This window comes from Desulforamulus aquiferis (genome assembly GCF_030577015.1).
Taxonomy (GTDB): domain Bacteria; phylum Bacillota; class Desulfotomaculia; order Desulfotomaculales; family Desulfotomaculaceae; genus Desulfotomaculum; species Desulfotomaculum aquiferis.
In genome coordinates this window covers 22,943-36,315 of sequence record NZ_JARPTC010000017.1, presented here as the reverse complement: position 1 = coordinate 36,315, position 13,373 = coordinate 22,943, and the positions used below count along the sequence as shown (strand labels likewise).

Annotated in this window: 21 protein-coding genes and 1 other RNA gene; 15 read left to right on the top strand and 7 right to left on the bottom strand. The window is 45.1% G+C overall.

The annotated features are described in order from the left end of the window. Window positions 1-127: 127 nt before the first annotated feature. Window positions 128-478: a transfer-messenger RNA gene (gene ssrA, locus P6N53_RS11720) on the top strand. Here ssrA and P6N53_RS11715 read toward each other — a convergent pair. From P6N53_RS11715 to P6N53_RS11700, 4 genes are read right to left on the bottom strand one after another with little or no spacing between them, the layout of a single operon-like run. Continuing rightward, window positions 457-1,293 carry a recombinase zinc beta ribbon domain-containing protein gene (locus P6N53_RS11715; protein WP_502550521.1) on the bottom strand — a complete coding sequence of 279 codons (837 nt, stop codon included), beginning with the start codon at window positions 1,291-1,293 and terminating at the stop codon, window positions 457-459. The two genes, ssrA and P6N53_RS11715, sit on opposite strands and share 22 nt — an antisense overlap. After that, complete coding sequence (locus P6N53_RS11710; RefSeq protein ID WP_304543348.1) at window positions 1,266-1,985, bottom strand: recombinase family protein; 720 nt, start codon at window positions 1,983-1,985, stop codon at window positions 1,266-1,268. Before P6N53_RS11710 ends, P6N53_RS11715 begins: the two co-directional genes overlap by 28 nt. A gap of 33 nt (window positions 1,986-2,018) precedes the next feature. Continuing rightward, on the bottom strand, window positions 2,019-2,426 hold the full coding sequence (locus P6N53_RS11705) for an ImmA/IrrE family metallo-endopeptidase (protein WP_304543346.1): 408 nt from the start codon (window positions 2,424-2,426) through the stop codon (window positions 2,019-2,021). Window positions 2,427-2,440: 14 nt separating this feature from the next. Beyond that, window positions 2,441-2,848, bottom strand: a complete 408-nt coding sequence (locus P6N53_RS11700; RefSeq protein ID WP_304543344.1) for a helix-turn-helix domain-containing protein — start codon at window positions 2,846-2,848, stop codon at window positions 2,441-2,443. Window positions 2,849-3,024: 176 nt separating this feature from the next. Between P6N53_RS11700 and P6N53_RS11695 the strand changes: the two genes are divergently transcribed. The 14 genes from P6N53_RS11695 (at window position 3,025) to P6N53_RS11630 (ending at window position 11,013) form a co-directional block, all read left to right on the top strand. Beyond that, window positions 3,025-3,249 (top strand): helix-turn-helix transcriptional regulator, encoded by a 225-nt coding sequence (locus tag P6N53_RS11695; RefSeq protein WP_304543342.1) that lies wholly within the window; start codon window positions 3,025-3,027, stop codon window positions 3,247-3,249. Between the two features lie 44 nt (window positions 3,250-3,293). After that, window positions 3,294-3,515, top strand: a complete 222-nt coding sequence (locus P6N53_RS11690; protein WP_304543340.1) for a hypothetical protein — start codon at window positions 3,294-3,296, stop codon at window positions 3,513-3,515. Window positions 3,516-3,572: 57 nt separating this feature from the next. Next, complete coding sequence (locus tag P6N53_RS11685; protein WP_304543338.1) at window positions 3,573-3,743, top strand: hypothetical protein; 171 nt, start codon at window positions 3,573-3,575, stop codon at window positions 3,741-3,743. Then, window positions 3,744-4,016: a hypothetical protein gene (locus P6N53_RS11680; protein ID WP_304543336.1), complete on the top strand. Its 273-nt coding sequence runs from the start codon at window positions 3,744-3,746 to the stop codon at window positions 4,014-4,016. 22 nt (window positions 4,017-4,038) lie between these two features. Beyond that, a complete protein-coding gene (locus P6N53_RS11675) occupies window positions 4,039-5,031 on the top strand; it encodes an ATP-binding protein (protein WP_304543334.1) in 993 nt (330 codons plus the stop codon). Next, window positions 5,032-5,250 carry a hypothetical protein gene (locus P6N53_RS11670; RefSeq protein WP_304543332.1) on the top strand — a complete coding sequence of 73 codons (219 nt, stop codon included), beginning with the start codon at window positions 5,032-5,034 and terminating at the stop codon, window positions 5,248-5,250. A 77-nt stretch (window positions 5,251-5,327) separates the two neighbouring features. Continuing rightward, on the top strand, window positions 5,328-7,286 hold the full coding sequence (locus P6N53_RS11665) for an AAA family ATPase (protein WP_304543330.1): 1,959 nt from the start codon (window positions 5,328-5,330) through the stop codon (window positions 7,284-7,286). 95 nt (window positions 7,287-7,381) lie between these two features. Next, window positions 7,382-8,281, top strand: coding sequence for a replication protein (locus tag P6N53_RS11660; protein WP_304543328.1), 900 nt, complete (start codon window positions 7,382-7,384; stop codon window positions 8,279-8,281). Further along, window positions 8,211-8,969 (top strand): ATP-binding protein, encoded by a 759-nt coding sequence (locus P6N53_RS11655; protein WP_304543326.1) that lies wholly within the window; start codon window positions 8,211-8,213, stop codon window positions 8,967-8,969. The genes P6N53_RS11660 and P6N53_RS11655 overlap by 71 nt, the downstream gene beginning before the upstream one ends. Further along, window positions 8,948-9,346, top strand: coding sequence for a RusA family crossover junction endodeoxyribonuclease (locus P6N53_RS11650; protein WP_304543324.1), 399 nt, complete (start codon window positions 8,948-8,950; stop codon window positions 9,344-9,346). Before P6N53_RS11655 ends, P6N53_RS11650 begins: the two co-directional genes overlap by 22 nt. Before the next feature lie 41 nt (window positions 9,347-9,387). Further along, a complete protein-coding gene (locus P6N53_RS11645; RefSeq protein WP_304543322.1) occupies window positions 9,388-9,714 on the top strand; it encodes a hypothetical protein in 327 nt (108 codons plus the stop codon). Then, the gene (locus P6N53_RS11640; RefSeq protein WP_304543320.1) at window positions 9,714-9,986 is read left to right on the top strand and encodes a hypothetical protein; all 273 of its coding nucleotides are present in this window, start codon (window positions 9,714-9,716) and stop codon (window positions 9,984-9,986) included. The genes P6N53_RS11645 and P6N53_RS11640 overlap by 1 nt, the downstream gene beginning before the upstream one ends. A gap of 179 nt (window positions 9,987-10,165) precedes the next feature. Continuing rightward, entirely contained in the window at window positions 10,166-10,459 is a 294-nt protein-coding gene (locus tag P6N53_RS11635; RefSeq protein WP_304543318.1) for a hypothetical protein, read from the top strand. Window positions 10,460-10,872: 413 nt separating this feature from the next. Continuing rightward, window positions 10,873-11,013, top strand: a complete 141-nt coding sequence (locus P6N53_RS11630) for a hypothetical protein (RefSeq protein ID WP_304543316.1) — start codon at window positions 10,873-10,875, stop codon at window positions 11,011-11,013. Between the two features lie 378 nt (window positions 11,014-11,391). Here P6N53_RS11630 and P6N53_RS11625 read toward each other — a convergent pair whose 3' ends face one another. The 3 genes from P6N53_RS11625 to P6N53_RS11615 form a co-directional block, all read right to left on the bottom strand. Continuing rightward, window positions 11,392-11,709, bottom strand: coding sequence for an SWIM zinc finger family protein (locus tag P6N53_RS11625; RefSeq protein WP_304543314.1), 318 nt, complete (start codon window positions 11,707-11,709; stop codon window positions 11,392-11,394). Window positions 11,710-11,951: 242 nt separating this feature from the next. Continuing rightward, window positions 11,952-12,263, bottom strand: a complete 312-nt coding sequence (locus P6N53_RS11620; RefSeq protein WP_304543312.1) for a hypothetical protein — start codon at window positions 12,261-12,263, stop codon at window positions 11,952-11,954. Between the two features lie 420 nt (window positions 12,264-12,683). Then, on the bottom strand, window positions 12,684-13,361 hold the full coding sequence (locus P6N53_RS11615) for a hypothetical protein (RefSeq protein ID WP_304543310.1): 678 nt from the start codon (window positions 13,359-13,361) through the stop codon (window positions 12,684-12,686). Window positions 13,362-13,373: the final 12 nt, after the last annotated feature.

Here is a 13,373-nt window from a genome sequence, read left to right as displayed (position 1 = left end):
AAACTAAAGCTGGGTTATACTAACATTGATTTAAGAGATCACTTGTAGTATAATTGCTTTACTTGTTTGAAAGTGATTGTTCAAATGAACAAACACAATAATCGTTGGTACCTTGATATTTTAATATGGGGGCGAAATGGCTTCGACGGGGGAAGCGGTGGCAAGAGGAGCGAGCCGGGATCTCACTTACCCGTTAAACAGTGAACGCAATTTAATTGCCAACGAAGAATACGCTTTAGCAGCTTAGTTGCTGTCTAACCTTCTACTCTCTGCGCCCGCGGTGAGGGATAGGGGGTCAATTTAGCGGGACGCTCTATAGTCTGATTCGCGGAGGACTATAGCTAAGACTACCGGGATAGCGACATTGGAGGTTGACTACGGCCGCCAATGAAGTGAAATCTAAATCATAGTCTACGCTCGTAGAGCCTGTTGTGGTCGTTCTTTCGGACGGTGGGTTCAACTCCCCCCGCCTCCACCACCATAACCACAGTACTGAAAATGTATTTTAATAGTAATATCATCTTTATCCACAATTACTTTTTCAACGTAATTGTGGATAAACTTTTTACAGGCATCAATATCCTTTTCCTCAACTGCCTGGCGATGTTCATTTAAGTAGTTACTAATCATTTCCTCAGTAATTAATTCCCTGCGGGATAATAATTCCACCTTTAGTATCTTAGATTCAAGGTGGACTTTTTTATTTTGCAGGTCTTTAATCTTCTCATCAAAGAGCTCATAGGGGGCACCATTGGCAACGGCCATTACAAGGTTGTCTAATTGATTAATTGAATCAGATAGTTCCTTCTTATAATGGTTCAATTCTTCATTAACTTCCTTTGCTTGTGATTGGTTAAAATCATTTATCTTTTGACAGATAACTGCAATTCTTTCGGGTCGAAAAATCTCCTTGTGCAACTTATCCAGAACCATATTTTCCACTAAATCTTTTCTGGTTTTCGGGTTGTCACAAGCCTGCTGCCGGTCCTTTCTATTGCAATCATAATAGTAGTTTTTAACAATACCTTCTTTTGTTTTATAGGAACTTGAGTCACCCACTAACGCTGAGCCGCACTGGGCACAGTAGATTAAGCCTGTAAGTAAATAACTAACTTTAGCTTTGTACCTCGCCGCTAGCTTTTTATTTCCATCCATCTTAGCCTGCACTTTCCAAAACAACTCCTTACTAATTATTGCTGGGAAAGCATCCTCAAACCTAATAATATCCTTATCGGATTTTCTTTTATGATTATTCCTTTTACCATTTAAGTCTTTACGGCACTGCGATTGTATGTATAAGTGCCGATATACTTTTCATTCCTTAATATTTCGTGAAGTCCATTCTTAGCAAATGGCTTTCCTGTCTTAGTTAAATATCCCCGCAGGTTGCACTCAAAAATAATTTCGCCATAGCCTTTACCCTTGTCAAACATATCAAATATCAGTCTAACGGCATCGATTTCCTTTTGGTTGCTGCTTGGTTTATACTGCTTTGTTATCGGATCCACGTCAAGGCCCAGGGGGGGACGACCGCCGTTATGTTTGCAGTTCCTGGCATTCTCCCTTAAGCCTTTCATGGCCTCCCTAGCTAAGTTTTTTGAGTAGTACTCTGCCATACCTTCGATGACACTTTCCAAAATAATGCTTTCAGGGCTGCCGTCTAACTTTTCAGTAACGGAAATTAATCTAACACCGGCCAGTTTTAATTCCCGCTTATAAAAGGCACTGTCATACCTATTCCGGGCAAACCTGTCCAACTTATGCACCAAAAGGACCTCAAACATACCTTTTTTAGCATCATCAATCATATCAATGAAGCCAGGTCGGTTATCAGTAGTAGCTGACCTGGCTTCATCTGTGTATATGTTTACTATAGCAATGTCATTGGCCTTAGCATATTCCCTTATTTCGTGAATCTGGGCGGTTATACTTTCCTCCCGTTGGTTGTCCGAACTGTAACGTGCATAGATTACACCCTTTAGCATTAAATCACCCCTTATTAATGGGATAAAACCCAGCTAGTAGTACTTACACATATCAGTAGGAATACCTAGTCGCCGAAAAAATTCCTCAACTGATTCCCCGGATCTGGTATATTTTTGAAAGGTGAGTAACTTTATAGCAAAGTGGTCCGCCCGTCTTTCAAGTTTTCCGGGTAGTGAAAGAGTGTTTCGCTGGATCATGAAATAGGATGTTCCACGGTCAAAAATATAATGGCCTAACTCATGGGCGCATGTAAAACGCTGCCGCAGGTAAGTCTCATCACAATGCAGTACTATGTAATTTCGTCTTAATCTCCTATGAAAGAAGCCTTTTGTTATTTTTCCTAAGTCCTCAAATTTAACAATGATGTTTAAGTGTTCAGCCAATTCAAAAGGACAGTTGGTCTTATATTTCTTCACTAACTTTTTTATAAGAATGTCCATCCGGTCACCCCTGGCTAATCATCAATGGGCTTTCTTTTATTTCTTTTCTTGGCATCCCAAAACAGAGCTTCCATAACTCGTTTAATCTTTTCCCTATCTTCTTCATCCAATGGAACGCCGTCAAACATTACTTCTGGATCTTCTTCTAACATTTTTCTGAAGTCGCGCTTATCCTTGTATGTAGCCCAGGAGGGGATGCTTTCTGTTGTGCCTATCGGGTTGTCCGTGCGGCCTAAAAGGAAATCAGTGGTTGTATCGAAAACTTCAGCCAGCTTTATTTTTATTTCATCGCTAGGCACACGTTGTCCATTTTCATATTGGGACAAGGTTGTGTTGCTAATATTAAGCAATTTAGCAAGCTCAATTTGATTAAGTCCTTTTTCTTCACGTAGATGCTTAATTCTCTTGCCTAGCACACTCATAATGAAACACCCACTTTCTCTAACTGAGAATATAATATAATAAAATTTGCAAAATGAAAATATCTATTCACAAATAGAAAAACATTATATTGACATTTTGCTACTAGCAAATTTATACTAAAGAAAAGCAGTTTCACACATAGCAAAAAACACTATAAGAGAGGTGACTAAGCTTGATGAGTTTATCCAAACTTAGGATAAGTAAGGGAATAACCCAAGAACAAATGGCTAAAATGCTTGGAATTGGTGTTTCAACCTATAATCAGCATGAAAATTCCCAGAGGACCATTCCCTATGAAATAGCAGAAAAAATAGCTGAAATATTGGATGTGGGAATAGAGGATATTTTTTTGCCAGTTAGATTCACAGTTAGCAAACTTGGTAACCAAGCCGAAACCTAGGATGTAGTTAAGTATCACTTGATTTAAGGGAAAGTAGGTTAAAAGTGAAAAATAGCTATTTGACCTTTAACAACTGTGGAACTTGTGCAAGGGATTATTGCAATTATAGGGTTATTGAAGAAACCTTGGTCATTGTAATAGATAGAAAAACCGGAGAGGAAAAGAAAAGGTACCTAATTAACGAGCGGACAGCCAGAAAAAGTCTGGATGAATACATAGCCCCCGCTGTTGAATACCTGGCAAGCGTAATCAAGCCATTCAGATAAGGAACCTTTTGAAGTAAAGAGAGGAACCAAGCTCTTGGGAATAGGAGGTGAAAGGGAGTGAAAAAAGCGGTATTCATGGGTAGTGTAAGGGACTTTAGGACATTTCTAAATACCATGCGCAGCTGGGTCAACCTTAGCTTGATAACAATCCACCACTGGACAAACTTTAGTTTATCCAAAGGTTCTGCCCGGGTAGATACTACAGACCTAAATAAGGAGGCGGTATAGTTGCAAAAACTTAACCAGGCACTGGCAAGTTTGAATGAAGCTTTACTGGAGAGCGGGGAACGCACTGATGTAGCTATCAACTACCATCGGTTAGCACCTCTACAGTGCTTATTATTAGCCAGGGAAATTATAATGAGCGGGTTTGGCACTAAAGTAATTGAGGACAACAAGCTGAGGCGTTATAGCCATAAGCCCGGTGCTTTTTCCTGGATAACCATTCAACAGGATAACATTAAGATTTGCCTTTTCTATGATTTTAAATATCTTATTTAACTAACCAAGGAGGTTGAAGTTAATGTCAGTACAATTCAAGCGGGCTGAAAGAAAAAGGGCGAAACTCCGCCTGGCCCTGGCTGGTCCTGCAGGAGCCGGTAAAACCTATTCAGCCCTTTTGATTGCCTTTGGTCTTGGTGGTCCGGTGGCCATGATTGATACCGAGCGGGGATCCGGTGAATTGTATGCCCACCTGGGGCCCTATGATGTTTGCACCCTCACCGCACCCTTTACCCCGGAGAAATATATAGAAGCCATTAAGGCAGCTGAACAGGCAGGTTATCAAACCATTATTATCGACAGCCTAACCCATGCCTGGGCCGGCAGCGGAGGTGTTTTGGATATCCAGGGCCATGCAGCTGATAAGAGTGGCAATTCCTGGTCCGCCTGGCGACAGGTAACCCCCAGGCATAACGATTTGGTGGACACCATGCTGCAGAGCAAATGTCACATTATAGTCACCATGAGGTCAAAGATGGAGCACATTCAAACCACTGAAAACGGTAAAACAGTCATCAAAAAGGTAGGTATGAACCCCATTCAGCGGGATGGTATGGACTATGAATTCACTTTATTCCTGGACTTAGACATAACCCACCTGGCCAGTGCCAGTAAGGACCGTACATCCCTATTTGACGGACAAGTATTTAAGCCCAACCAGGAAATAGGCCAAAAGCTGTTGACCTGGCTGGATACCGAGGCAAGAGAATCAGTAACAAGCCAAAGAACAACCGCCGAAATTATTGACTTCCCTCCCGGTCAACTCCCAATCCCAGACAACAATAACCACCCCGGGGAAACCTCAGCTGCCCAGGCAAGAACTAACAACACCAAAGCTATAGCCCAACAAAATAAACCGGATAGACCAAAACCGACAGCTAAAACCGGCGAAAAAAAGAGCCAGGCTAAAGCTAACCAGGCCGAGGAGGATCCCTTTTGGAACTCGATTAACGACATCGAGCCACCACCGGCCAAGGCCGCAGTCCAGGGAAATGGAAGAAGGAGGCTGTTCTAATTGTACCGTGAAAACAGCCTATTCCCCCGCTGCAATGTAGTAGTGGCTGCCGAATCTTACCGGAAAGTACTGCAAGCCCTGGAAAAGGAACGAGCCATGAGGGGTCAGATATTTAAACACGATTTGACCAAGCGGGACAGTAAAGTTAGCGAAATAGAACTGGCCATAGGTGAACTAAAAATCCTCTACCGATTGGCGGTAGAAAACCAGATAAAATAAAAAAGAACCACCTGGCAAGGAGCCCTTGCCGGGTGGTACAAATAAACATCCTAGATTAAATTATGGAGGTTTAGCCAATGAAAATCAATACCTTAAGCCTGACAAACTTTCGTAACCATAGGCAAAGCACTCTAACCTTAGATAAACTTAACTTCTTTGTGGGCCATAACAATGCCGGTAAAACCTCTATCCTGGCCGCCATTGAATGGGGACTGACAGGCAAATGTATGTGGACAGACAAGGCTGGCCGGGGTGCTACCGACCTGGTACAACAGGGAGCAAAGCAAGCCGCGGTAGCCCTGGAAGTTGAGGGTATCGGTGGCCTTGTGCGTACCATGCCACCCCACTCCTTACAGTTGGGTAAACTGACAGGGGTTATTGAAGGTCAGGCAGCTATCCTAAATAACCTAAGAACCGATGAGGAAAGCCTGCGTATCTCCCTTAACGCCGGAACCTTTTTATCCCTAAGTCAAGGTGAGCAGCGGGCCTTACTCTTTGCAACCTACGGCTTAAACTTTACAGCTGATTCGGTGGTAGAGCAACTAACAAGCTGGTTGGCAGAAAAGAGATACCCGGAGGATTTAGCTAAAAAGCTCGTTGACCAGGCCAGGGCCTGGTACCCCCAGAAAATGACCGGTGGCCCCGAAGTGTTGGATGTGATGGAAAAAAGGGCTAAGGAACTGCGTCGGGATTTAAAAAAGGATAAACAGCGTTTAGAGGCAGCCATAGAAGAACTTGGTCCGACCCTCCCTATGCCAGGGCCGTTACCAGCCCTGACAGAAATACAGGATAAACTGAAGGAATTACAGCAAAGGCGGGATGAGCTACTTAAAGCCAGTGGCGGCCAGGATGGTGTAATTAGACGTGAAAAACTTCAGGCCATGCTGCTGACTCTGGGGGAAAAAATATCTTCCGTAAAAGCCAAGGGTGCTGAATTGGCTGCAAAAATTAAGGCCCTTGACCAGGGCGAAGATAAGGAAAAATTAGCTGAGCAAATCAGAATACTTAAAGCAAGACTTAATTCCCACCAAAACCAGGCCGCCACCGTAGAAAACCGGCTAAAGACACTAAATGAAGCAGCCTTAGCCCTGGCTGCTTCAGACCGGCGATGTCCCCTGGCCCCTACGGTAATTCAATGCAGCCTATCCAGTAAGCAAGTGGAAAAAATTCTGGCCAGCATTAATCAAGAACAAAATAACGCCAGGGAAGAACTGGACCGTATTGCATCCTGGGCTAAGGATACAACCAGTGAACTGGCAGCACTGGAGAAAAGACAGCAGGAAAATGAGGCATTAACCAAGCAGCAGACTCTTTGGCAGGGAGAAATCAAAACCCAAAGGGTACTTTATGATCAGTTAACTGCCGATAAAGAAGCAGTGGAACAGGAGGTAACTGCTTTACCTGTAAGCAGTCATGAAGAAGCAAATCAATATAACCTGCAAATTGCAGAGGTCAACCAGAGCATCCGAAGGGCAGAGGAACAACTGGCCAGGGCCAAGGAAGCCGCAAACCTGGCCAAACGACTAGAAGAAATGAAAAGTGACCAAAGACTATTGGCAGATGAGGTTGAACAGATGGAAATACTGGTCAAAGCCCTGGGCCCTGAGGGCTTACGAAAGAATATATTAGGAGGCATATTGGACAACTTCCTGGGCAGGGTAAATGAACGTCTGGCCCGGTTAACGGAAGGTGCATACCAAATATCCCTGGCTGAAGATATGACCATCCTCTGCCGGGCCAATGGTGGTCCCCTCTTACCCCTTAAACTGCTGTCCAAATCCGAGCAGTTAAGGGTAGGTATTGCCATAAGTGATGCACTGAGTGCCAAGGCAGGACTTAACTTCCTGGCTATAGATGAAGCAGATATGCTGGACCAGGAAAACAGGGATTTACTAACGGGACTGTTGCTGGATCTGGCGGAAGAATATGACCAGGTGCTGGTATGCACCACCGTTGGAGATGTACAGCCCCAAAACCCCGGCTTTCCCGGTGTGAAGATGTTCTGGGTGGGGGATGGCCGGGTGCAGGAAATGTGACAACTGAATAATCCCGCTGCCAGGGTCTTTGCTACCGGTGTGGCAGCGGGGTGTTCTGTTTATATTTTTACTAAAGCCAAAAGGAGGACCATCCTTTGGCCAATCCACAACCAAGTCAATTTACCAGAATATCCAATGAGCTATACAATGCCATAATGCAAACCGATTTTAGCAAAAGGCAGCGGAATATCATCGACCTTGTAATCCGGATGAGCTATGGCTGCGGAAAAAAAACAGCCATCCTGCGTCCGGTTGATTTTGAACTGGTGGGGATTTACAAAACACACATAGGCAGGGAACTGGACTATCTGGTCCAAGCCAAGGTCCTTGTCATGCAAGGAGAACAGGTAGCACTGAACAAGAATTATGAGGAATGGCGGGTAAGCCTGGTTAAAAATGCCAACCAGGAGCGGTTTAAGGCATTAATCAAAAGGAACCTGGGTAGTTACCAAAACAGTAACCTAAAAGAAAACTTCGGTGAAATGGAGGTTACTGAAACAGTAACAAAAAGTTACCAAAACAGTAACTTGGAGGTTACCAAAACAGTAACCGGACAACTCCCGCATCCCAGTGATGATAAGGACTCAGGGACTGCCGAAAGAAAAGTTAAAGATATTAAAGAAAATATTTATACCCCCCCTTCCCCCCCAATAGCAATTGAAGATATCCTGGCGCGGTTTCCCAGATATAACAACAGGCAGACGGATACCCTCCGGAATTACTGGCAAATGATTGGCCAGGCCCATAAAAACCGGACTATTCCACCTTCCATTGTCGCAAAAGAAATGGACTATTGGGAACGGTTTCCTGCCGGGATTGTCATGGAAGCCATAGAGATTCATATGCGCAAATATCAAAGTAAACAGGAGGATTACACTGCCGGTATCATGCGGCGTCTAGTTAAAGAAAAAGGAGGTTCGACCAATGGAACCATTAGCCAAGGCCATCAAACTCCCACCCTCGACAGGAGCAAATTCCTCTGGAAGGGAAGCTGAGAATTTTAAGTGTGCCAACTGCCAGGACCGGGGTATTGTACCGGTGAGCAACAACCTGGCAGAAATTTGTCCCTGCCAGCAGCAAAGAAAAATGGAGCGGCTGATGGAAAGCTCCCAAATTACTCCGGCCTTCCGGTCCAAAACCTTTGAAAACTTCAGCATCAACCAAAGGCCACCGGTTATTCAAGATATGTTTGAATGTGCCAGGGACTACGCCAACAGGTTTGAAGAGATTCAACTAACGGAAAACAACTGGTTAGTTTATCTGGGGGAGGTGGGCTGTGGTAAAACCCACTTAAGTATGGCCGTGGCCAACAGCCTATTGGCCAAGACTATACCCGTTTTATATTTCCCCCATGTGGAGGGCATCAAAGAGCTGCTGAAATACTTCCAGCAAAAAAGTGAAACCGGTATTCACACCAGGGTTGAGAAAATGAAAAAGGCCCAGGTTTTAATTTGGGATGACCTTTTTAAAGGACGGGATAAACCCACTGATTGGGTGATGGAGCTGGTCTTTGAGGTGATTAACTACCGTTATCTAAATCTGCTTCCCACCGTCATCAACAGTGAGCGTTTAGATTATATGCTGCTGGAGCTGGATAAAGCCACAGGGTCCCGCATTCTGGAGCGGGGCAAAGGGTACACGGTTATTGTTGAGGGTCAGGCATGCAATTACAGACTGCAGTAAAGAAGGTGCTGCCCGTGAAAGTGTCTTTTACCGTCCCAGGGCGACCGGTACCCAAGCAAAGACCCAGAATGGGCAAGGGCGGCATTGTCTACACCCCCAAAAACTGCCGGGAGTATGAGGGAAAAGTGGCCAAAACTGCCCATACAATTTTCCGCAGACCCTATGCCGGCCCTGTGGCCCTGGAGGTTAATCTCTTCCTGGCATCCCGCCCGGGGGATTTAGATAATTACGTCAAATCCATCAGCGACGGCTTAAACGGCATTGCTTATCTGGATGACCGCCAAGTGGTGGAGCTAAAGGCAAAATTAACGGTACAAAGGGGCCTGCCTGAACGAGCGGAAGTTACCGTTACTGCCATCCCCTTATGCTTTACTTAAACCTTGAATTTTGTGTTAAAATAAAGGAGGTATAATTTTCCATGAGAAAGGCTGATTTCAAAGCCCGTGTTAAGAAAATAGAAATTGCTAACCGCACTCTGACTGACGGCTGGGCCCAGGCCATTAGACTTATTCTGGATGACATCGAACTAACCGATGAAAACCTGCTGGAATTAAAACAATTTAAGCCCAATGAACCAGTGATGGTGCTTATTACACCGGTTCAGGTCACCTTGGCTGAGTGTATCCAAGCGGAAACAATTGATGATACTCAAAATAAAGCCGATGACGGCGGCCTTTTTCAATTGATTGAAAGTGAACCGGAATATGTGCCTCCGGAAATGATTGCAAAGGAGTGGGATTTTTAGTGAACATTAAATTGACCGATGAGGAATTCATAAATATCGTCAACGCAGTAAATGTAGCCCGTAAATTTTATGAAGAAAATAATATGATGAACCTGGCCAAAAAGTACGAACAGTTAGATGAATTCCTGCTGGTAACATCCTCCATTACCTTTGAGGTTGGCCCGGGGCTTACCGAATCCGGCAGAAAATCACTTGAAGAAATAATAAAACGCAGAAAACAGGCTGAAATTGATGAGTCAAAGGTTATTGAGTTTCCATCTTTACAGGAGTAGTTGCCCAAGGACTGAGTGTACTTTATCCATTCACAGGTACATGTAGTTTAACCGAACCCCTCCATCCAGGAGGGGTATTATCATATCACCCATCCTACTCAGAAAGATACCAGGCGTAAGCCACAGCCAAACCGGTAACCTGTTGGGACCCGGTGCAGGATAAGCAAGGGGGTAGTCCAATGTGTGATAGGTTTATAGATAAATATTTGTTTTTTGAAGATATTCAGAAAGGTTACCCGGCCCTATACAAAGCTATTATGGAATATGAAGGTTGGCAAAATGCTGAGAGGTTTGTAAATGCTTTCTGCCGAGTAAGACTAGACACTAGACTAAAAAGATGGTTCTTAGAAGTAGATGATACCTACATAAATTATGATGTCAAAACAGTCTGGAATTCAATTCATAATACCAAGGAAGAAATCGTCAAAGAGCTATATTCTATGTTGGTAAATGCCATTAATAAGATGCCTTAAAAAACTCCCTTAAAAATCCCCTTAAAAATCCCGTTACCGTCACTATTACCTAGACACGGTGCGGGGTTTAATAATTTCTGTCCGTAAGTTTCCGAGCTTATCAAAGGACTGAGGTAGCAAACTTATGTTGACACTTAATTATAAGGTAAACTCAGGCAGTGTTCGCCATTCCTGGCCGATGCAGTGGCCGCAACTGCGGCCATTCTGGTAAGTACTTCATGGCAGCTGCCAGCCAAAGCACCTGCAAAGGACCAACAAAGCCAGACCCAGAAAGACCCCCGAAGGCAAGGGAGCACTTTGCCTGGCGGGGGAGTGCCCAAAAAATTAGCCCGTAATCCGCCTGGCAATGTGCGGCCTAACCAACAGAGGCAAACCCCGGAAGTTCGGAGCTGTCCGGATTTTTCGTTGTATATATGCATCATAAAAGACAATACAAAGATACGAAAAATCTGGTCAGCGGAGGACCAAGACCCCGAAGGCTGGCAGTCACCAGGGCGGCTGAACTAAAAGGATGGCCCGCTGTGGCTGACCTGGTGTCTGCCGACCTAGTCTAAATAAAATCAGGGCATTGATAGCAGCCCTGGACCCTGAATTTGTCTAGGGAGCAGGGCTGTTATCAATGCTACCGCTACCTAATAACTTGGAGTACCCCGAAGCAATGCTAAAGGCGGCATCGGCCGCCATGATCAGGCAGCTGCAATTGGTGGACGACGTTAACCAGAACAACCGCTCGCCACGGCAGTCGCCGGTATTTTATTGCAGTGCTTACAGTGACCACAGCAGCTGCTTTCATGTCCGGTTGACGCTACAGAAAATAATAGTCCGTGTCACTGCAGGTGCTTTAAAGCGGCCGCTGCCGCTCCCAGTGCTGCCGGTGGCAATGTTAGCCAGCCCAGTATTTGAGGCTGGCTAACAAAAAAGGTAAAACCCACCTAAGTGGGCAGTACCTCCTGAACCTGCCTGTGTGCGCTGCGCTCTGCTGCGTAAAGGGCCAGCTCAGCCATGGCCACAAAAGCTACATGCTTGCAAAGCACCTGCCGGCGCATGAAATCTTCGCAATTGCAGAATGCCTTGCCCGGCCTAATGTGAACACTGTACTTTTTGCCACTGTACTTAACAAAGCCGTCAATTTCAACACCCGTCTTAGCAAACTTACGGCTCCTAACCTCAAACTCCCAACCGGCCTGCAAACCAGCCATCGCCCTGCAAAACCTGCCGTCCTCGACCTTACCCAATAGCTTTCTCAGCATAACCTTCAACCTCCCGTTTTTTAGGCACGCTACGGAGCCGGTGCCAGGGCTGTCAAGGGTGGAGGCGGCAGCCGGAAAGCGGAGAAAATTTTTCAACCGCTGCCCTCAATATTAGTTCCCGGGGTGAAAAATTTTCGGAGCGGCCCTTGATGGACCGGGCATTGACGCTGCCCATCAAGGGCAACTAACACAAGATTTCCCGCTGCCGAGAGAGAATGGCCCATAACAGGGGCTGCGGGAAATCACTTCGGAGCGACAACTGCCGCACTGACCACCGGTGCTTGAATCGGGAAGTAGCGGCAAAGGCGCAGTATAATGGGAAGAAGTGGGAGGTCACACCTGCTTAGAAGCAGAAAATATAAAGCCCTCCGGCCCCATGATTGGGGCGGGGGGTTGGGGGGCTGGAGTTGAAGGACCTGGGGGTTAAGCTCCGATAGGCCGGTGCAGTGGTGCTTGACTGCGCCGGCCAAGACCACATAGGCTTGGCTATCAAGGACCCGTAAGCTAGGTGGGTAGTTGGCCCGCTTTATTGTATAGCCTGGAAGATGGGCCAATTGGCCACCGGCATGCATAGACCCATAAGGTGGACACAACTGGTCGACGGTTACGGTGTGATTAAAGATGCAGGGTATCGTTGATAGGATTGGTGAGATTGGTGTATAGACCTTGGACGACCAGCGGGGATAAGACCCGTAAGCTGGCAGTCACCAGGGCAGCCATGACCCCAAAGATTGGCTAGATAGGGCTGAACTGGTGTCTGTTGACCTGTGAGTACCTCATTAAAACTATTGTCATATACCGTGAGTGCTTAGCAAATAGGTACTACTAATAGAGGGCAAGATTAAAGAATTGTTCTCGGGTTTTATTTGAGGTTTAATAATTAAGGTAGAAAATCTGGGCCCTTCATTTTATAACAAGAACCTAATAAATGTAAACAATACTGATTAAGAATTTAATTAGCACTACTAAACCTTTTAGTCATTAGTTCCTAACGCTTTCTTAATACGGGTCTCCATTTCATCCTTGTAAGATTTATTGACAATGGACCAATCTATTGACCAATACTGGTAGTGTTTCGCTGCCTCTTCAGAAACAAGGAATAGGATTTCATGAGAGGCAAGTATACTTGGAAAATATTCGTAAGAATCATAATCTTCGTCATAGTCTATGGCAAAAAGCCCCCAACATTCATGAATGAAGGGATCTATAACATCGAAGACAAAGCGTAAAGTAGTCTCTCCTAAATTAACCTCCCCAGGCGCTGGTGCAAAGTGTTGAATACCGTTTCTTAGTTTACCAAATTCTTTAAATTTATCTCTGTTAGTAATTAAAATGCCCGTGGCAGCCCAGAGGCGTTCTGGTAAATCTACCCATTGAATTGTTCGACCTTGCTCAAATAAACTTTTTACATCAAGATGAGTACCCGCAACTTTTGTGGAGCGAGGAAGTTGCTCAAAAATTAACAAAGGATGTTCCTGAGCGATTCTTGCCTTGATGAGCAACTCTGTAGCATGGGCCGCCTGTAATACGGAGAGCGCTGGCCACTTAGAGTTCTCTATTGCAGCGTACGCAGCATGTCGATTAGCATGAGCAAGGGCTCCTAAGCCTAGGTCCCTCATGTGTTGCCATATTCCTTCTAGAGTAAAATTCATTTATTTTAATAT